Raw genomic sequence first — 18,548 nt, 5'->3', positions numbered from 1 at the left:
CGTGGGTCTCCCTGTTTTCGATCGAGACGCGCGTCAGAACTTCAGCGCATTGTGGAACATCACCAGCGCGATGACGATGAGGTAAATGCCGAATACCCGTTTCAGCATGGCCGGTTGTAAGGCATGGGCAGCTGCGACCCCGAGCGGGGCAGTGAGCATCGACATCGAGGCGATGGCGACCGTCGCGGGCAGGTTGACGAAGCCGAGCGAGCCCCAGGGCAGCCCCGGCTCGCGCAGTCCGATGATCGCGAAGCCGATCGCGCTGGGGATCGCAATCAGCGTGCCGATGCCGCTCGCGGTGGCGACCGCGCGGTGGATCGATCGGCCGCACAGCGTCATCACCATGATCGCGATGGTGCCGCCGCCGATGCCGAGCAGCGAGGAGAAGGTCCCCAGCCCCCCGGCAATGGCGACGCGGGTGACGCCGCCCGGCATCTGATCGCTGATCACCCGGTTGCCGAGCCTAGGCACCAGGAAGTTGACCGACATCAGCAGCACGCCGGTGGCGAAGACCATGGTGAGCACCCGGCCGTCGACATGGCTGGCGAGCAGCACGCCGATGCCGTCGCCCAGCACCACCCAGGGTGCCCAGGTCTTGAGGATCTCGAAATCGACCGCGCCGCGCTTGTGGTGGCTCAGCACCGATCGGATCGAGGTGATGATGATCGTGGCGGCAGAGGTGCCGATGGCGACATGGGCGTATTGGCTATGCTCGCCACCGAGCAGGGGCAGCATCAGCAGCAGGGCGGGGACGACGACGAAGCCGCCGCCAATGCCGAACACGCCGCCGGCGAAACCGGCAGCGAGCCCGGCGACCAGCAGGCCTGCCAAAGGGATCAGCCAGTCCATGGATGAGGTAAGCAAAGGACATCACTCCCGGTTTATGTTCTTGCACGCGACACGACCGGCCGAGGGCGATGCCCCCGGCCGGCAAAACGTCAGAATTTCAGGCTGATCCGGCCATAATAATAGCCGCCGTTGATCCCGTAGGGCGAAATGGTGGGGTAGAGGTTGCTCGAATAGGTGCGCGAGCCGGCGAGCAGTTGCGGATTGCGGATGTGCTCGAAGGAGCGCTCGGTCGGATAGTGGTTGAACAGGTTGTTGGCACCGATCGCGAGCGTCACCGGCGGCAGCACGCGGACGCTCAGTTCGGCATCGGTGATGAAAGCGGCGTTGACTGGAACGATGGTGTCGGCCCCGCGCAACGGGCCGTTGCCGGGCGTCGATTCGAGTGCGTAGACCTTGGAATAATAGCTTTCGCGCAGGTTCAGGCTCACGATCCCGCGCGACCAGAAGGCGCCGAGCGTGGCGCGGAACTTGGGCGTGCTGTTTTCCAGCTGGACGATGCTGTAGCGGTCGATCAGTGCGGAACGGCTGGGATCGGCACGGTTGACGTAGAGCGGGGCGGGCAGGCCCGCGATGCTGCGCACCTGGTTCTCGTTGTAGTTGGCGGTCAGCGACCAGTCGACGGTCCCCAAGGAACCGAAGTCCGACGCGTAATTGGCGGTGAAGTCGATACCGCGCGTGCGCACCTTGGCACCGTTGACGAAGGTCTGCACCGAGACCGAACCGTCGATATTCCGCTCGCCGTTGACGTCGAGCAGGACATAGCTGGGGATCTCGCCGCCCAGCGCCGTGGCGACGGCGTTGTACACCGATTGCTGGTTATAGGTCAGATAGTTGTCGGCATTATAGGCGACGCAGCGGCTGGCATTGGAGCCGGCATAGCCTTGCGGACAGAACTGGCCGCGGAACCCGTAGAACGAGCTGGAGATCAGGATGCGATCGCGAATGTCGATCCAATAGCCGTCGATCGTCACGCTGAGCCGCGGGGCGGGGTGGAAGACGAAACCGGCGCTGAAGTTGGTCGACTTTTCCGGTTTCAGGCCGCCGAAGCCGAGCGCTGCGCCGGCGGCCGAGTTGGCGGGCAGCACGCCGGAAATGCCGCTGGGCGCGACGTTGATACCCGAATAGAAGCCCTCGGCCAGCGTCGGTGCGCGGAAGCCGGTGGAGACGGTGCCGCGGATCGCGATGGCGCTGGAAATGTCGTAGCGGCTGGTCAGCTTGAAGACGGTGGTGTCGCCAAAGTCGCTGTAATGTTCGTGGCGCACCGCGCCGTCGACCAGCCAGGCGCTGACCGGACGGACGCTGAAATCGAGATATTGCGAGAAATTGGTGCGGTTGTGATTGCCGGCATCGTTCGGGCTGTAGCCGAAGAAGGACTGGGCGCCGCCGCCATAATAGGACGCCGGATCACCCGAGACGATGGCATAGGTATCGCGTCGCCACTCCAGTCCGCCGGCGAGCGTGGCAGGCTGGGCCAGGCCGAGTTCGATCGGATAGGTGATGTCCAGCGTGTTGGTCCACTGGCTCGCCTTGAAGTCGCCATTGTGAAACTCGGTCGGCGTGAAGCCGGTCGCACGGTAGAGCTGGGCATTGCCCGAATCCTGGACATGGACCGCGACGAAATCGTCGCCATAGGTGGAGGCGATGTCGAAGGTGCCGGCACCCAGCGCGCCGCGGACGCCGCCGGTGACGGCATAGTCGGTTTCGCGGATGGCCTCGAGCGGCTGGAACCCTGCGGGATAGAAGGGAACGCCCGCGGCGCTGACGATCACGTCGGGCGTGCGGACATTCTCGTAGGCCCGGGCATATTTGTGGCCGTAGCTGCCAAAGGCATAGAGCTCTATGCCGCCGAAATCATAGCCGGCATTGGCCATCACCGAGGTCTGGTTGACCTCCGGATCCCCCAGGATGCGGTTGGTATAGGGATAATGGGGCAGCGTCCGGATCGCCGGGTAGAGCGAGAGGTAGCGCTGGGCGACGGAATTGTCACCAAACACCTGCGGGTTGATGTCGCCGCGGAAGCTGAAGCCCTTTTTCTTCTTCTCAACGGTGAGGTTGACGAACGCATTTTCGATCGGCGCGAAGCCGATGTTGCCGGCGATCGCATAGGTCTTGCCGCCCTCGTCATAATAGCGGCCGCCGGTAGCGGTGATCATGCCGCCATGATCGGCCTTCTTCTGGATGATGTTGATCACGCCGGCGATCGCATCGGTGCCATATTGCGCGGCGGCACCGTCCTGCAGCACTTCGATATGGTCGATCGACAGCGGCACGATGAAGCTCACGTCCGGCGCGGCGCTGCCGCCATAAGGGCCGCCGGCGACCGAGACGTTGGCGGTGCCGTGGCGCCGCTTGCCGTTGAGCAGGATCAGCGTGTGGTTGGGGCTGAGCCCGCGCAGCTTCATCTGCAGGTTGTGCGCCTGGAGATCGCTGCCGAACGCCTGGGCCTGCACGCTCGGCAGATTCTGGGCGAGCGCCTGGATCAGGTCCGGCTGGCCGGTGCGGGAGAGATCGGCGGCGGAGAGAAGCTGGATCGGCGCGGGGCTGTCGGCGGCGCGCAGGCCGGTGACGCGGGTGCCGGTGACGATAATGTCGTCGCCCTGTGCGGCCGGTGCCGCGCTGTCTTGCGCAAAGGCGGGCGTGGCGGCGAGCGCCAAGGTGATGGCCATAACCGTGAACGATGCCGTTTCGCGAAATTGCATTCGATCGTGCCCCCCGAAAGCTGATGGTTGTCGTTCGTTCCTCAGATTGCGGTCTGTTCTTCTTTCTCGTCCGTTGGTGCGGCTCCGCCCGGGACATGACCGCCCCTTCCCGAGAGCGCGGCTTCGCGAACGGGGTGGTCGTGCCGACACTGGATACGCAGGTGCCACCGCGCCCTGGGGCGCAGCCGCACGGTCTCGTGCCATGCTCCCGAACGGGAGCGCGGCGACATCACATCGAAACAGGCTCGAACCGGGTCCGTGCAAACAGCCGGACCGGATAATGGGTAGACAGGGAAGCCTCCGCCTCTGTCGACCCAAACAAGTGACTCGGGCACACCACCGATATACCCGGATCGCCTAGGGTCCTGGTGGAGTGCAGCGCTAATTATTCGATAGGAGAAAAGCTATTGGGGCCGCCAAGCCATGACCCGCTCCGCGATGTCTTCTGCACGGGCAGCGCCAAAGTGCCGCCTGAAAATCGATAGTCGGTCATTTGATCGCCCTGTTCTTGATCAAAGCACCGATTCGGACATCCGACCCCTGAGATTTTTCTTTCTTGCTATCAGGATGCTATCCCCGGGATGCACGGTGTCAATGCGCGAATGACGTATGTCGCAACGTTTCTGTCGCATATACGACACATAGCCCGCTCCATCGCTGGAACGGGCTATCTGCTTTTACGAATTCGGGAAAATCAGTGCGCGGCGCTGGTATCCACCTTGCCGCGCGGGCGCGGGGTCAGCCAGATAATCCCGGCGGCGAACACGAAGATGATCGCCGAGAGCAGGAACACATGGGTGGTCGCCAGCGTCAGGCTCTCCTGATTGACGATCCGCTCCACCGCGGCGCGGACCTGGCCGATCGAGAATCCCTGCGCCATCAGCGCGTTCATCGTCGGATCTGTGTTGAGCCGCGAGACGATCTCGCTGCGCGCGATGCGCGAACTGTCGTCCCAGATGCTGGTCGAGATCGAGGTACCGATCGCGCCCGCCATGGTCCGCAGGAAGCTCATCACGCCTGCCGCCGATGCGGTCTCCTCCGGCAGCACCGATCCCAGCGCGAGCGTGGTCAGCGGGATGAAGAAGAAGGGCATGCCGAAGCCCTGGAGGAATTGCGGGAAGGCGAAGGTCCAGAACCCCGCCTGGCTGTTCCAGTAGACGCGGAGCAGCGCCGAAACGCCCAGCCAGAGGATGCCGAACGACACCAGCAGCCGCGGATCGACCTTGTTCGACAGCTTGGCGACCACCGGTGACATGAACACCGCCGCCACGCCGGAGAAGGCGGTGGCATAGCCCGCATAGGTGGCGGTGTAGCCCTGGCTCGACTGGAGCCATTGCGGGATGATCACCGCCGAGGCGAAGAAGGTCGCAAAGGCGAAGCTCAGCGATAGCACCGATACGGTGAAGCCCCGGTGGCGGAACACGCGCAGATCGACGATCGGGTCCTTCGCGGTGATCTCCCAGGCGAGGAAGACGAGGAAGCCGATCGCGGCGATCACGCCCAGCCACACGATCGTCGCATCGTTGAACCAGTCATGCTCGCGGCCGAGGTCGAGCATGATCTGCAGCGCCGCGATCCACAGTACCAGCAGTGCAAGGCCGCCCTTGTCCACCGACAGCTTCTGCGTCGGCGTCTCGGCCTTGGTGAGCAGCCGCATCGCCCCGAACGCGCACAGCGCGGCGACGGGGATGTTGATGAAGAAGATCCAGTGCCAGGACCAGTTGTCGCTGATCGTGCCGCCGGCGATCGGCCCGAGAATCGGCGCGACGACGGTGGTCATCGCCCAGAGCCCCATCGCCTGGGCGTGCTGTTCGGGCTTGAAGATGCGCAGCAGCAGCGTCTGGGTCAGCGGCATCAGCGGGCCGCCGCATAGCCCCTGGCCGATCCGGCAGGCGACGAGCATGCCGAGCGTGGTCGACATGCCGCACAGCACCGAGAAGATGCCGAAGCCGATCACGCCGAGGATGAACACCCGCACCACCCCGAACCGGCCCGCGAGCCAGCCGGTGAGCGGCACGCAGATCGCCTCGGCGACGGCGTAGGAGGTGATGATCCAAGTACCCTGGCTCGCCGAGATGCCCAGGCTGCCGGCGATGTGCGGCACCGAGACATTGGCGATGGTGGTGTCGAGCACCACCATGAAGTTGGTCAACGCCAGCACCACGCCGGCGAGGATCAGCGAGGGCCCCTCCAGGAAGCCCCCGCGCTGCGTCTGGCCGTTCATGGCAGGCGTTCCTTACTTGGCCGAGGTATCGATCTCGGCATCCATCGACAGGCCGACGCGCAGCGGGTGCGCCTGCAGTTCCTTCGGATCGAGCGCGACGCGCACCGGCAGGCGCTGGACCACCTTGATCCAGTTGCCGGTCGCATTCTGCGCCGGGATCAGCGCGAAGGACGAGCCGGTGCCGCCCGAGAAGCCGACCACGCGGCCATGATACTTCACGTCGCCGCCATAGAGGTCGGAGGTCAGCTCGACCGGCTGGCCGACCTTCACGCGGGTCAGCTGGCCTTCCTTGAAGTTGGCGTCGACATAGAGCTGGTTGAGCGGGACGATCAGCATCAGCTGGGCGCCCGGTGCCACGCGCTGGCCGACCTGGACGTTGCGGCGGGTGACCACGCCGTCGAACGGCGCGCGGATGACGGTGCGGGCGAGGTCGAGCTTGGCCTGATCCACCTTGGCGCGCGCGGCCAGCACTTCCGGTGCCGTGGTCGCGGTGGCGCCGTTGACCAGCGCCTGATTCGCCGCCAGCTGTCCGCTGGCCGCGACGCGGGTCGAGTTTGCCTGGGCCAGTCCGGCCTTAGCGAGTTCGAGGTTCGCGCGTGCCGCCTGGAAGGCGTTGGTAGCCGAGGTCAGCTCCTCGCCCGAGACCGCGCCGTTGGGGGCGAGCTTCTGGCGACGGGAAAGGTCGATGCGGGCCTTCTCGAAATCGGCCTGGGCCGCGGTCACCTGCGCCCGCGCGCGGGCGATGTCGGCTTCGCGGGCCTGGACCTGCGCGGCCAGCGCTTCGCTGGTGGCCGAGGTCTGGCCGAACTGGCGGGTGGCGCGGGCGAGATCCGCCTCGGCCTGGGCCAGCGCGATCCTGGCGTCGCTGTCGTCGATCTGGACGAGCACGTCGCCCTTCTTCACCGCCTGGGTGTCCGACACCGCCACGCGCAGTACCTGGCCGCCGGTCATCGGCGTGATGCTGGCGCTGTCGGCGCCGACATAGGCGTTGTCGGTGCTCACATAATGGCTGCCGACGGCCATGTAATAGCCGCCATAGCCGAGGCCGGCGACCAGCACGAGGCCGCCGACGCCGAGCATCAGCCGCTTGCGCAGGTTCTTGCGCTCGCTGTCGTCCATGTCTGTATGGGCGGGGGCCTGCGACGGCTCGTTGCGATCGGCGGCATCGCCGCGGGCGGAATGGATGGCGGGTTCTGCATCAGCCATGGGTCTTGACCTCGGAAGCGGCAGCGGCCGCGTTGTTGGTGGAAAAGCCTCCGCCGAGTGCGCGGACGAGCTGGACGTCGAGCGTGAATGCGCGCGCTTCCAGGTCGGCGACGATCTGGCGGTTCTGCAACACCCTCTCCTCGGCGGTCAGAACATCGAGAAATCGCGACAGCCCGCCTTGATAGCGTTGCTGGGCGATCGAATAGGCCTGTTCGGAATCGTCCAGCGCCTGGCGGCTCTGGGCCAGGCGTGTGGCCAGCGCCTTCTGGCTGGTCACCGCGTCCGCCACGTCATGATAAGCGGTGGTGACGCTGTTGTCGTAGTTCGCGACCGCCTCGTCATAGGTCGCGCGCGCGCGGGCATATTGACCGCGCAGTTCGCCGCCATGGAAGATCGGCAGGCTGATCGCCGGGCCCGCCTGGAACACCGATGCGCCATTGCCTTTGACAAGGTTGTCAAGGCCGAGCGCGCCATAGCCGGCGAGAGCGCTCAGGCGGATCGACGGGTAGAAATCGGCCCGCGCGGCCTTGATCCGGCTCGCGGCGGCTTCGACCCGCGCACGAGCGGCGGCGACGTCCGGGCGGCGGCCGATCAGGTCGGTCGTCACGTCGGCCGGGATGCCGCGCGCCTCGGTCGGCGCGGCGGGCAGGGCGATGCTCAGGCCGCGATCGGGGCCCTGGCCGAGCAGCGCGGCGATGCGGTTGCGGGTAAGGCCGATATCCTCGTCGATCGCGGCGAGCTGCGCGCGGGCGGCGGGGACGGCGGCGGCCGCCTGCTTCTCTTCGGCGCGGGTTTCGAGGCCGTTGGTCACGCGATCGGTGACCAGCTTTTGCGTGGCGAGGCGAACCTCCAGCGCGCGCTCCTGCACCCGGCGATCGGCCGCGAGGCGGGCGAGATCGGCATAGGCGGCGGCGATGTTGGTCGAGAGCGCGAGCCGCGCCTGTTCCAGCTCCAACCGCGCGGCTTCCGCTTCCGACGTGGCGGCGGCGAGCTGGGCGCGGTTCTTGCCCCAGAGATCCAGGTCGAAGGCCAGGTTGAGCGTGCCATAGCCGAGGGTCTGCACGTTCGATCCGATCTCGATCGGCAGCCCGTCGCCGGTGTTGATCTGGTTGGCCGCGGCCGAACCGCTGGCATCCACGCGCGGCAGCCGGGCGGCGCCGACCTGGACGGCATAGGCCTGGGCCGAGCGCAACCGCGCGGCGGCCGCCGCCAGGTTGGGCGCGCCGCGGAAGGCCTCGTCCATCAATGCGTTGAGCTGCGGATCGTTATAGGCGGTCCACCAGTTGGTGACGGGCCACTGCGCCTGGGTCTGGGCGGTACCGGCGAGCGACTGGCTGGCGGCGTAGCTGTCCGCCGCGCGCACTTCCGGCCGGGCGCCGAGGTTCGGCACCGGCGCGCACGCGGCCAGCGCGGAGGCGGCAGCCGCAGACAGCAACAAGGGCCTTGTTGGGAAACGACTCATCATGGTCTGGAAAAAACCGTACTATTGGGTACGAGTTCCAGATGGAGAGGGCTTCCGGCCTTGTCAATAGAAAATCGTACCCTATAGTACGGTTATGGAAATCGTAACCCCTAAATGTCTCGGCAAACGCGCAGCGCGGAAACAGGATCGGCGTGCCGCCATCCTTGCCATCGCCAAGCGCCACTTCATGGAGCAGGGCTATGTCGGCGTCTCCATGTCGGCGATCGCGGCCGAGCTGGGTGGCTCCAAGGGCACGCTGTGGAGCTATTTCGCGTCGAAGGAAGAATTGTTCGACGCCTGCGTGGACGAAGTGACGCGCGAGTATCGCGAGCAGGTGATGCAGCTGCTGGTGCCGTCGGACAATCTCCAGGCGACGCTCTGTGCGTTCATCCGCAGCCTGTTGCGGAAAGTGACCTCGCGCGAGGCGATCCAGCTGCACCGGGTGATCCACGCCGAGGTCGAGCGTTCGCCGGAAATGGGGGAGATCTTCTTCCGCCGTGGCCCGCAGCGCACGCGCGAGCTGCTGGCGGCGCATCTGCAGGACGCGATGCACAAGGGGCAGCTGCGCGCCGCCGATCCGCTCAAGGCGGCGTTTGCGCTGACCAGCCTGTGCATGGGCTCGCAGCAGCGGGCGATGCTGGGCCACCAGTTCAGCGATGCCGAGATCGAGGACGAGACCGATTATATCGTCGATCTCTTCCTTCGGGCATTTGCACCCGAGCCGGGCGCCGCCTAGGCTTCCCACGAGGGGGTAAGGACATGCGGCGGCCAGAGCACCATCATCGCAGCGCCGTGCGCGCGGCAGTCGCCGTTGCGGCGCTGCTGGTGGCCGGATGCAGCAGCGAGCCCCCCGCACCGCCGCCGCCCTCGCTTGCCTATGCCGGCCTGCCGGTCAGCGGCAGCCTCGCCGATGCCAAGCGTGCCGGGTTCGACCAGTGCCTCCAGATGGATGGCGGCCATCTGCGCTGCCGTCGCTCCGGGGTGATGCTGCTGGGCGAGGGCCCGTATGAGGCGGCGCTCGACCTGACGGGCGGCGACGGCGCGAGCGGCTTCCGCCAGATTACCTTGTGGCACGATCGCGACCAGTCGGCGGTGCTCAAGGTCGGCGAGGCGCTGAAGAAGCAGGGTTGGGCATTCAGCTATACCGGCGAAGGCGGGCGCGGGGACCAGATGATCCTGACCCGAAAGGGCGCCCCCGTGCATTTCTCGATCGACCTCAGCTATTGGGGCAAGCGCCGGGTGCGGATTCTGCCCGAATAGGACGACCCCGCCGGCGCATCGCTTCGGCGCGAACCGATTGTTGCCTCGTCGGCAGCGTAATAACCGGCCGCCATGAAGATCCCATCCTTCCGCATCGCCTTGCTCGCCGCGCTGCTGCCGGCATCCGCGTTCGCCGCCGCGGTGCAGGACGACGACGTCGATCCCGCCAAGATCGACGTGCGCGACGCGATCGCCTGCCGCCTCGACGCGCCGACCTATGCCGGCTTCGCCAATGCCGTGGCGGGCGATGACGCGATGGCCGCCAAGCTCGGCTGGAAGCCGGTGAAGTCCACCAATTTCCTGCTCAAGGAATATGATCTGCCCGCCCCGATCACCGTGGCCGGGGCGTACAGCACGCGGCGCATCGCGTTCACCTCCAGCGGCATCCTGGCGATCCTCGACGAGCCCGATCCCGAGGTCGTCGCGGGCAAGGAGAAGATCGAGAACGCGATGGGGTCGGACGGGCTGGTCGACGCGCTGGTCGCCTCGGGCAGGTGACGCGGGCGCAGGCCGAAGCAGAGATCAAGTTTCGCAAGTTCCTCGGCGAGCGCGTGATCAGCGACGTCACCGATCCTGCCGATGGCGATCATTTCCGCGCCCACACCCGCATTGCGCTGAACGTGTCCAACGCCACGACGCACCCGGGCAAGACCCTGTACGGCTGCTCGTACAAGATCGACCTGCTCGACAAGGAGGGCAACCCGCTATGATCGGCATGCTGATCGCACTTGCCGGGGCGGCAATGCCGGTGCAGGACGGCACGGACGTCTTCATCGGTACGGTGGAGCTGGACGGCACTGCCCTCATCCTGCGGCGCTGCGACCTGGCCGAGAACCGCTATGCGCTGGCCGAGGCGCCAGGCGGGCATGTGCTGGACACGCTCCGCAAGGCCGGGCTGCCCGCCTATGGCGAGGTGATCGGGCGCTATGTCGAGGGGAAGGATGGCGGCTCGATCCTGCAGGTCGAGCACGTCGAGGCGCTGACGCCGGGCAAGACCTGCCACCTGTCGGACGCGCTCGGCGGCTAGAGCATTTTCAAGTTGACCGTGTACGGTCAACGACTCGGAAAATGCGGCAAACAAACATCTAGAGCGTCTTCACCCATGGTGAAAACGCTCTAGCGCCGCACTCCGCCTGCCCACAGCGCCCACGAGCAGAGCAAAGGCTGCACGAACAGCCGCGGCGCGTGATAGGCCCAGCCAAGCCCGGTGCCGGTCGAGAGGTCCTGCACCGCGTGCTGGAGGTTCGCCGGGAACACGCAGAGCGCGTAGAGCGCCAGCATCACGCCAGCGAGCTTGCGCAGCCGCACCGTCAGCAGCGCGAGCGCACCCCCGATCTCGCAGAGCCCGGTGCCCGCGATGACCAGGGCGGGGTAGGGCACCCAGCCCGGCGTGATGTGCAGGAACGGGCGCGGCACCATCAGGTGCAGCACGCCCGCCAGCAGATAGAGGCACGCCAGCGTGATGCGCGCGCGGCGGCGCGATCGCGTCTCGTCTGGCGTGCCCATGGCCTCAGGCCTGCTGGAGCAGTCGCTCCTTGGCGATCTTCTCGCGCCATACCAGCGGGCCGGTATGGTGGACGCTCTCCCCGGTCGCGTCCACCGCGACGGTGACCGGCATGTCCTTCACGTCGAACTCGTAGATCGCTTCCATGCCGAGATCCTCGAAGCCGACGACCCGCGCACCCTTGATCGCGCGGGCCACGAGATAGGCCGCACCGCCCACCGCCATCAGATAGGCGGCCTTGTGCTGGCGGATCGCCTCGATCGCCACCGGACCGCGCTCGGCCTTGCCGACCATCGCGATCAGCCCGGTCTGGGCGAGCATCATCTCGGTGAACTTGTCCATGCGGGTCGCGGTGGTGGGGCCGGCAGGGCCGACCACCTCGTCCCGCACCGGATCGACCGGGCCGACATAATAGATCACCCGGCCCTTGAAATCGACGGGCAGTTCCTCGCCCTTGGCCAGCATGTCCTGGATGCGCTTGTGCGCGGCGTCGCGACCGGTGAGCATCTTGCCGTTGAGCAGCAGGCGATCGCCCGGCTTCCAGCTTGCCACCACTTCCGGGGTCAGCGTGTCGAGATCGACGCGGATCGATTCCTTCGATGGCGTCCACTCCACCTTCGGCCACTCGTCGAGGCTCGGCGGGTCGAGATAGACCGGGCCGCTGCCGTCGAGGCTGAAATGCGCGTGGCGGGTCGCAGCGCAGTTGGGGATCATCGCGATCGGCTTGGACGCGGCGTGGGTCGGATAGTCGAGGATCTTCACGTCGAGGATCGTCGCCAGGCCGCCCAGGCCCTGCGCGCCGATGCCGAGCGCGTTGACCTTGTCGAAGATCTCGATGCGGAGGCGCTCGATGTCGTTCTGCGGGCCCCGCTGCTTGAGCTGGGCCATGTCGATGTCGCCCATCAGCGACTTCTTGGCGAGCGTCACCGCCTTCTCGGCCGTGCCGCCGATGCCGATGCCGAGCATGCCCGGCGGGCACCAGCCGGCACCCATCTTCGGGGCCATCTCGAGCACCCAGTCGACGATCGAGTCGCTCGGGTTGAGCATGGCGAACTTCGACTTGTTCTCCGAGCCGCCGCCCTTCGCCGCCAGCTCGACATGGACATGGTCGCCGGGGACCATCTCGACGTTGAGCACGCAAGGGGTATTGTCCTTGGTGTTGACGCGGCTGAACGCCGGATCGCGCAGGATCGAGGCGCGCAGGCGGTTCTCGGGATGCAGGTACGCGCGGCGCACGCCTTCATCGACCACGTCCTGCAGCGAGCGCTCGCTGTCCAGCACGCACTTCTGGCCCCACTGGATGAACACGGTGACGATGCCGGTGTCCTGGCAGATCGGGCGATGGCCTTCGGCGCACATCCGGCTGTTGGTGAGGATCTGCGCGATGGCGTCCTTGGCAGCGGGGCCTTGCTCGGCCTCGTAAGCGTCGCCCAGCGCGCGGATATAATCCATCGGGTGGTAATAGGAGATGTACTGGAGCGCGTCGGCGACGCTCTCGATCAGATCGGCTTCCTTGATGAGGACGGTCATGGATACTGCCTGCAGAAAATGGGGCCCGGTGCGGGCGTCACCCGTGTCTCTATAGGCCAAGTCGCGGCAGGACTAGGCCCCCGGGGTGATTGCCGGCAGCGCGCCGAGTTCAGGCCGCGCGTACCAATAGCCCTGGTGGTAGCGCACGCCGAGGTCGCGCAGCACCGCGGCTTCCTCCGCCGTCTCGATCCCCTCGGCGATGAGCAGCGTGTCGAGTTCCCTGCACATGCCCACCATCGCGCGGACGATCGCCTGGCGGCGCGGTTCGCGATCGATGCCGCGGACCAGCGCCATGTCGAGCTTCACTTCATCGGGCGCGAAGCGCGCAAACAGGTCGAGCCCCGAATGGCCCGCGCCGAAATCGTCGACCGCGACCTTGAAGCCGATCTGCTTGTACGAATCGATGATCGTCGCGACGTGCTCGGGGTCGGCGATCAACTGGTTCTCGGTGAATTCGAAGATCAACCGGTCGAGCGGCATCGCCACGGCGCGGGCGGTCTGCAGCGTCAGCTGGATGCAGGCGACGGGGGAATAGACCGCGTTGGGGAGGAAGTTGATCGACAGGCGCGCGGCCGTTGCCATCAGCCCGGCGGCCATCGCGGTCTCGATCGCCTTGACCCGGCAGGCCTGGTCGAAGGCGTAGCGGTTGGCGTCGGTCACATGCGACAGCACATCGCAGGCGCCGGACCCGTCCAGACCGCGCACGAGCGCCTCATAGGCGAAGGGCAGGCCGGTGTCGGTGTCGACGATCGGCTGAAAGGCCATGGCGAAGGGGATGTCGAAATCGACCCCGTCGCGGCACCCCGTGCAGATTCTCCGCATTTCCATTCTCTTCTATAGAATGCCGGTGCGATCCTGACACGACAATGGTTGCGGCAACAGCGTGTTAGCTCAGCGTCGCGCAGCGCGGAGCAGCTCGGCCACCAGCGGATTGGGGAAGCGGCGCTCGAGGGTGACGGCGTAGAAGCTCTCGGTAACCTGCGGCAATTGATCGAATTCGACGAGGCTGCCCGCCGCCAGCTCGTCCTGCACCACGATCGGCGGCAGCACCGCCAGCCCCACGCCTTCACGTGCGAGCAGGCGCATCAGCGCCATGTCGTCGACCTCGGCGGCGATCTGGGGCCGCACGCCCAGCGTTGCAGCGAGCGAATCGAAGGCCGCGCGGACGCTGCTCTCCAGCGTCGGCAGCACCACCGGCTGGGTAGCGAGCAGGGCGGCGAGGCTGGTGTCGCCCGCGATACCGGGCCGGCCGATCAGGCTTACCCGCTGCTCGGCGATCCTGTGCGCGAGATAGGGAGTGATCGCGTCCCGCGCCGGCGGGCGGTTGGCGAGCACCACGTCGAGCTGGAGCGCGGCGAGCGCCTGCATCAGCTCCGCCGCGCTGCCCGAGCGCAGCACCAGCTCGACATCGGCGCGGTGGAGCAGCGGCTGGACGAAGCCGATCTGGAAGTTGCGCGACAGCGTGGCCAGCGCGCCGATCCGCACCGCCTGGCGAGCCCGGCCGGTCTCGCGCAGCACCTCGAGCAGCTCGTCGCCGGTCGCGAAGATCGTGTCGGCATGGTCGAGCGCGATGCGGCCGGCTTCGGTGAGCACCAGCCGGCGTCCTTCGCGCTCGAACAACGCATGGCCCAGTCGCTCCTCCAGCTTGCGAATTTGAGTCGAGAGCGCGGATTGCGAGACCGCCATTCGATCGGCGGTTCGGGTCAGGTTCCCGTCATGCGCGACCGCCCAGAAATAGCGAAGATGGTTGTAATTCAGGTCTCGCATTCGTTCTGTTTAAGTGAACGTTGCACTACAAACAATGAATTTTATCGGATCGTTGCGCAGCCCTAACGCTCCGCCCGACACAACAGGAGATCGGGTGTGAGCATGTGGTGGTTGGCGAATGCGGGGCCGGGGCTCCTTGCTGCGGCGGCAGTCGCGGCGGGTATGGGGCGGCAGTTCCGGCCGGGATGGACGCGACGGGTCGTGCCGCTCGCGGCGCTCGTCGCGCTGATCGCTGCCCTGGGGTTGGCCGCATGGACCGCCTGGTCCGGACCTCGCACGCTCGCGCTGGCGGGGGCTGAAGCCTTCGTAGCGGCCCGGCTGGACGTGGTGAGCATGACCATGCTGGTGCTGGTCGCCTTCGTCGGTTGGGTGGTGGTGCGCTTCGCCGCGACCTATCTCGACGGCGAAGCCCGGCAGGGCCGTTTCCTCGCCTGGCTGGCGGTGACGCTGGCGAGCGTGATGCTGCTGGTCACGGCGGGCACGCTGCCGCAGCTGGTCTTCGCCTGGATCGCGACGGGGCAGGGGCTGGGTCGGCTGCTGCTCTTCTACGCCGAGCGTCCCGCCGCGCGCCGTGCCGCGCGCAAGAAGGCGTTGAGCACGGGACTTGCCGACGTGCTGCTGATCGGATCGGCGGTGCTCCTCTGGCGGGCAACCGGCACGACCGACATTGCCCAGCTGCTTGCCGCCGCGCGCGCCGGAACCGCGCCCGAGGCGATGGCGCTCGCCGCCTGGGGGATCGGCATCGCCGCGATGCTCAAGTCCGCACAATTCCCCCTGCACGGCTGGCTCACCGAAGTGATGGAAGCACCGACCCCCGTCTCGGCGCTGCTCCATGCCGGCGTGATCAACGCCGGCGGCGTCCTGCTGATCCGGCTTGCCGACGTGATGCTCGCATCCCCGGCGGCGCTGGCGCTGCTGGCGGTGCTGGGCGGCTTCACCGCGCTGTTCGGCAGCCTGGTGCTGCCCACCCAGCCCGCGATCAAGACCCAGCTCGCCTGGTCGACCGTCGCGCAGATGGGCTTCATGATCATGCAGTGCGGGCTGGGGCTGTTCTACTTGGCGCTGCTGCACATCGTTGCGCACTCGCTCTACAAAGCCCACGCCTTCCTGTCCTCGGGCGGCGCGGCCGAGCGGATCGCGGCGGCGCGGCGGCTGGGCCCGGTCGCCAAGCCCGACGGCACGGCGGTCGCGCTGGCGATGCTGGGCGCGGCGATCCTCTACGGCGCGCTGGCGATCGGTTTCGGCGCCTGGACCAAGCCGCCCCAGGCGGTGGCGCTCGGCGCGATCCTGGTGTTCGGCGTGGCCTATCTGATCGTCCAGGGCATGAGCCCCGCCGCACCACGCGCGCTGCTCCAGCGGACGCTCGGCTTCGCGATCCTCGCCACCGCCGCCTATTTCCTGCTGCACGCTGCGGTCGAGTGGCTGACCGCCGGCACGCTGCCCGCGGTGCCCGCGCCGGGGCCCTTCCAATGGGCGCTGCTCGCCGTCGCGCTGGTCGCCTTTGGCGGCATCGCGGTGGCGCAGGCGATGCTGCCGCTGTGGTGCGACCATCCCGCCGCGCAGCGCCTGCGCACGCATCTCTCCCACGGTTTCTATGTCAACGCGCTGCTCGATCGGGTGATCGGCGGCCGGGTTCTCGGAAAGGCTTGATCCCATGTACCGCAGTGCCGACCCGCAATCGCATGCCCCGCAGCCCAGCTATGTCGGGCTGCTCCTCGAAGCCGCCGAACAGGCCGCCCGCGCCATCCCGCCGCTCTGGCCGCTGGCGACCAGCGTCGCGGTGAACCCCTTCCTCGGCCACACCGGCCGCAGCCTCGCCCAGGCCTCCGCCTGGCTGGCGCGGAGCGGCGGTGCACGGGCGACGATGCCGCGCGCCTGGTACCGCGCCCGCATCGCCGAAAGCGCGATCTACGAAAGCGACCTGTACGCGGCATGGAAGGCGGCTCGGCCCATCGAGCGCCCGCATAGCTTCGAGCGGTTCTTGGCCCAGATCGGCGGCGACGCGGCCGACCCCGTGGCGTTGCCCACGCTTGCCGAGATCGCCGCGGTTTCGGGTGGGATCGACTGGCCGTCGGTGGTCGCCGACCAGATCGGCGGCTGGGCAGGCAGCTATTTCGACGCCGGCCAGGCCTTGTGGGCCGCGCCGCAAGGGCAGGGCGCCTATCCCGGCTGGCGGGCGCAAGCCTGCCTCGACCGCACGCCCGAGGTTTTCGGGCTGACAGGCTTCCGCGCCTTCGTCGCCGAGACACCGGAAAGTACGAGCGACGCGATCGCGGTCAGCACAGCGCGGCTGGGCCTACGGGCCGATGCGGCCGCCCGCTATTTCGAGCGGCTGCTGATGGACCTGGGCGGCTGGGCGCAATTCGCCCGCTACCAGGGCTGGCAGGCCGAGCTGGCCAACGAGGCTGACGACACGCTGGTCGATCTGCTCGCGGTCCGGCTGGTCTGGGAAGCGGCGCTGTGGGAACTGGGCGAGGCTTCCCTGCGCGCGCGCTGGGCCGAAGCGGCAGGCCGGTACGAGGCACCGGCGCGGCCGGGGCAGGACAGCTGCGTGGATGCGATCCTGCAGCACGCGGCGGAACTGGCCGAGCAGCGCCGGCTGGCCGACCGGCTGCACGCGGCGGTGGAAGGTCCGGTCGCTGCGACGCCGATCGCGCAGATGGCCTTTTGCATCGACGTGCGCTCGGAGCCGATCCGTGCCGCGATCGAGCGGGTGGCGCCGGGCATCCGTACCAAGGGCTTTGCGGGCTTCTTCGGGGTCGGCACCGCGCATCGGCCGCACGGCGCGTGCGCGGGGGAGGCGCGGCTGCCGGTGCTGCTGCGGCCGGGGCTGGTGAGCGACGATGGCGGCGATCCGCATCTCGAAGCGCTCGACCATGCCAATGCCCGCGGCGACCGTGCCTGGGGGCGGTTCAAACAGGCGGCGGTGTCCTCCTTCGCCTTCGTGGAGTCGGCCGGGCTGGTCTACGCGGCCAAGCTGCTCAAGGGCACGCTGGGGCTGGCCGAGACCAAGGCGGCGAAGGGCAAGCCGCGCTTCCACCCGCCCTTGCCGCACCATGACGCGGTCGACGCTGCGGAGCGGATCCTTCGCGCCATGTCGCTGACCAGCGACTTCGCGCCGCTGCTGATCCTGGTGGGGCATGGCGCGGGGGTGACCAACAATCTCCACGCGAGCGCGCTCCAGTGCGGCGCCTGCGGCGGCCATGCCGGCGACGTCAATGCACGGCTGCTTGCGGGGCTGCTCAACGATCCCGTCGTGCGGGCCGGGTTGGCGGCGCGGGGGATCATGATCCCCGCCGAGACCGTTGCGATCGGCGGCCTGCACGACACCACCAGCGATCGCATCCAGCTGTTCGCCCAGGATGTGGACGCGCCGACACCGCTCCTGGCGGAGGTGAAGCAAGCGCTCGCCCGCGCCTCGGTGGCGGCGGCTATCGCCCGCGCGGCCAAGCTGCCCCGGGCCGAGGGCGCCACGCAGATCGCCGCACGGGGGCGCGACTGGGCCGAGGTGCGCCCCGAATGGGGGCTGGCCGGGTGCAGCGCCTTCATCGCCGCCCCGCGTGCGCGGACGGCGGGCCGCGCGATGGGCGGCCGGGCGTTCCTCCACGATTATGACTGGCGGGCCGATGCCGACCTTTCGGTGCTTGAACTGATCCTCACCGCACCGGTGGTGGTGGCGAGCTGGATCAGCCTCCAATATTATGGCTCCAGCGTCGCGCCGGGCGTGTTCGGCGCGGGCAACAAGCTGCTCCACAATGCCGTGGGCGGGATCGGCGTGCTCGAAGGCAATGGCGGCACCCTGCGCGGCGGGCTGCCCTGGCAATCGGTGCATGACGGCGAGAAGCTGGTCCATGATCCGCTGCGGCTGACCGTGGTGATCGAAGCGCCGACCAACGCGATCGCCGAGGTGCTCGCCCGGCACGACGGGGTACGCGCGCTGTTCGACAACCACTGGCTGCACCTGCTGGCGATCGACGATGCCGGCCGGGTCGCCTCGCGCTATGCTGGTGGCCTGACGTGGCAGCCCTTCGCGCAGGAGGTTTGACG

General features: G+C 67.7%; 16 protein-coding genes. 7 read left to right on the top strand and 9 right to left on the bottom strand.

Translation table 11 applies throughout. The features are described from left to right. Positions 1–33 precede the first annotated feature (33 nt). The 5 genes from CA234_RS11305 to CA234_RS11285 form a co-directional block, all read right to left on the bottom strand. Positions 34–849, bottom strand: a complete 816-nt coding sequence (locus tag CA234_RS11305) for a sulfite exporter TauE/SafE family protein (RefSeq protein ID WP_125974855.1) — start codon at positions 847–849, stop codon at positions 34–36. An 89-nt stretch (positions 850–938) separates the two neighbouring features. Then, complete coding sequence (locus CA234_RS11300; RefSeq protein ID WP_241213462.1) at positions 939–3,515, bottom strand: TonB-dependent receptor; 2,577 nt, start codon at positions 3,513–3,515, stop codon at positions 939–941. Positions 3,516–4,242: 727 nt separating this feature from the next. Next, positions 4,243–5,772 carry a DHA2 family efflux MFS transporter permease subunit gene (locus CA234_RS11295; RefSeq protein ID WP_125974851.1) on the bottom strand — a complete coding sequence of 510 codons (1,530 nt, stop codon included), beginning with the start codon at positions 5,770–5,772 and terminating at the stop codon, positions 4,243–4,245. 12 nt (positions 5,773–5,784) lie between these two features. After that, positions 5,785–6,978: an HlyD family efflux transporter periplasmic adaptor subunit gene (locus CA234_RS11290; protein WP_125974849.1), complete on the bottom strand. Its 1,194-nt coding sequence runs from the start codon at positions 6,976–6,978 to the stop codon at positions 5,785–5,787. Next, a complete protein-coding gene (locus CA234_RS11285; protein ID WP_241213461.1) occupies positions 6,971–8,416 on the bottom strand; it encodes an efflux transporter outer membrane subunit in 1,446 nt (481 codons plus the stop codon). The genes CA234_RS11290 and CA234_RS11285 overlap by 8 nt, the downstream gene beginning before the upstream one ends. 118 nt (positions 8,417–8,534) lie before the next feature. Here CA234_RS11285 and CA234_RS11280 point away from each other — a divergent pair, with 118 nt between their 5' ends. From CA234_RS11280 to CA234_RS11260, 5 genes are all read left to right on the top strand, one after another. Then, positions 8,535–9,176 carry a TetR/AcrR family transcriptional regulator gene (locus CA234_RS11280; RefSeq protein WP_126001727.1) on the top strand — a complete coding sequence of 214 codons (642 nt, stop codon included), beginning with the start codon at positions 8,535–8,537 and terminating at the stop codon, positions 9,174–9,176. A gap of 23 nt (positions 9,177–9,199) precedes the next feature. Continuing rightward, positions 9,200–9,700: a hypothetical protein gene (locus tag CA234_RS11275; RefSeq protein ID WP_125974845.1), complete on the top strand. Its 501-nt coding sequence runs from the start codon at positions 9,200–9,202 to the stop codon at positions 9,698–9,700. A gap of 72 nt (positions 9,701–9,772) precedes the next feature. Then, positions 9,773–10,198: a hypothetical protein gene (locus tag CA234_RS11270; protein WP_126001726.1), complete on the top strand. Its 426-nt coding sequence runs from the start codon at positions 9,773–9,775 to the stop codon at positions 10,196–10,198. After that, positions 10,195–10,410 (top strand): hypothetical protein, encoded by a 216-nt coding sequence (locus CA234_RS11265; RefSeq protein ID WP_126001725.1) that lies wholly within the window; start codon positions 10,195–10,197, stop codon positions 10,408–10,410. Before CA234_RS11270 ends, CA234_RS11265 begins: the two co-directional genes overlap by 4 nt. Then, positions 10,407–10,727 (top strand): hypothetical protein, encoded by a 321-nt coding sequence (locus tag CA234_RS11260; protein WP_125974841.1) that lies wholly within the window; start codon positions 10,407–10,409, stop codon positions 10,725–10,727. Before CA234_RS11265 ends, CA234_RS11260 begins: the two co-directional genes overlap by 4 nt. An 89-nt stretch (positions 10,728–10,816) precedes the next feature. Here the strand turns inward: CA234_RS11260 and CA234_RS11255 are convergent, their stop codons facing one another. The 4 genes from CA234_RS11255 to CA234_RS11240 form a co-directional block, all read right to left on the bottom strand. Beyond that, positions 10,817–11,206 carry a hypothetical protein gene (locus tag CA234_RS11255; protein ID WP_125974839.1) on the bottom strand — a complete coding sequence of 130 codons (390 nt, stop codon included), beginning with the start codon at positions 11,204–11,206 and terminating at the stop codon, positions 10,817–10,819. Positions 11,207–11,210: 4 nt separating this feature from the next. After that, positions 11,211–12,734: a fumarate hydratase gene (locus CA234_RS11250; protein ID WP_125974837.1), complete on the bottom strand. Its 1,524-nt coding sequence runs from the start codon at positions 12,732–12,734 to the stop codon at positions 11,211–11,213. Positions 12,735–12,806: 72 nt separating this feature from the next. Continuing rightward, positions 12,807–13,556: an EAL domain-containing protein gene (locus CA234_RS11245; RefSeq protein ID WP_206431171.1), complete on the bottom strand. Its 750-nt coding sequence runs from the start codon at positions 13,554–13,556 to the stop codon at positions 12,807–12,809. A 69-nt stretch (positions 13,557–13,625) separates the two neighbouring features. Further along, positions 13,626–14,501 carry a LysR family transcriptional regulator gene (locus CA234_RS11240; protein ID WP_125974835.1) on the bottom strand — a complete coding sequence of 292 codons (876 nt, stop codon included), beginning with the start codon at positions 14,499–14,501 and terminating at the stop codon, positions 13,626–13,628. A 102-nt stretch (positions 14,502–14,603) separates the two neighbouring features. Between CA234_RS11240 and CA234_RS11235 the strand changes: the two genes are divergently transcribed. Both CA234_RS11235 and CA234_RS11230 read left to right on the top strand, forming a co-directional pair. Then, positions 14,604–16,151, top strand: a complete 1,548-nt coding sequence (locus tag CA234_RS11235; RefSeq protein WP_126001747.1) for a proton-conducting transporter membrane subunit — start codon at positions 14,604–14,606, stop codon at positions 16,149–16,151. Positions 16,152–16,155: 4 nt separating this feature from the next. Then, the gene (locus CA234_RS11230) at positions 16,156–18,546 is read left to right on the top strand and encodes a DUF2309 domain-containing protein (RefSeq protein ID WP_125974833.1); all 2,391 of its coding nucleotides are present in this window, start codon (positions 16,156–16,158) and stop codon (positions 18,544–18,546) included. The last annotated feature ends 2 nt before the right edge of the window (positions 18,547–18,548 follow it).

Source organism: Sphingomonas sp. ABOLE (genome assembly GCF_003950455.1).
Taxonomy (GTDB): Bacteria; Pseudomonadota; Alphaproteobacteria; order Sphingomonadales; family Sphingomonadaceae; genus Sphingomonas; species Sphingomonas trueperi.
Note: the sequence above shows the minus strand (reverse complement) of the source record. Positions and strands in the feature narration are given on the sequence as shown.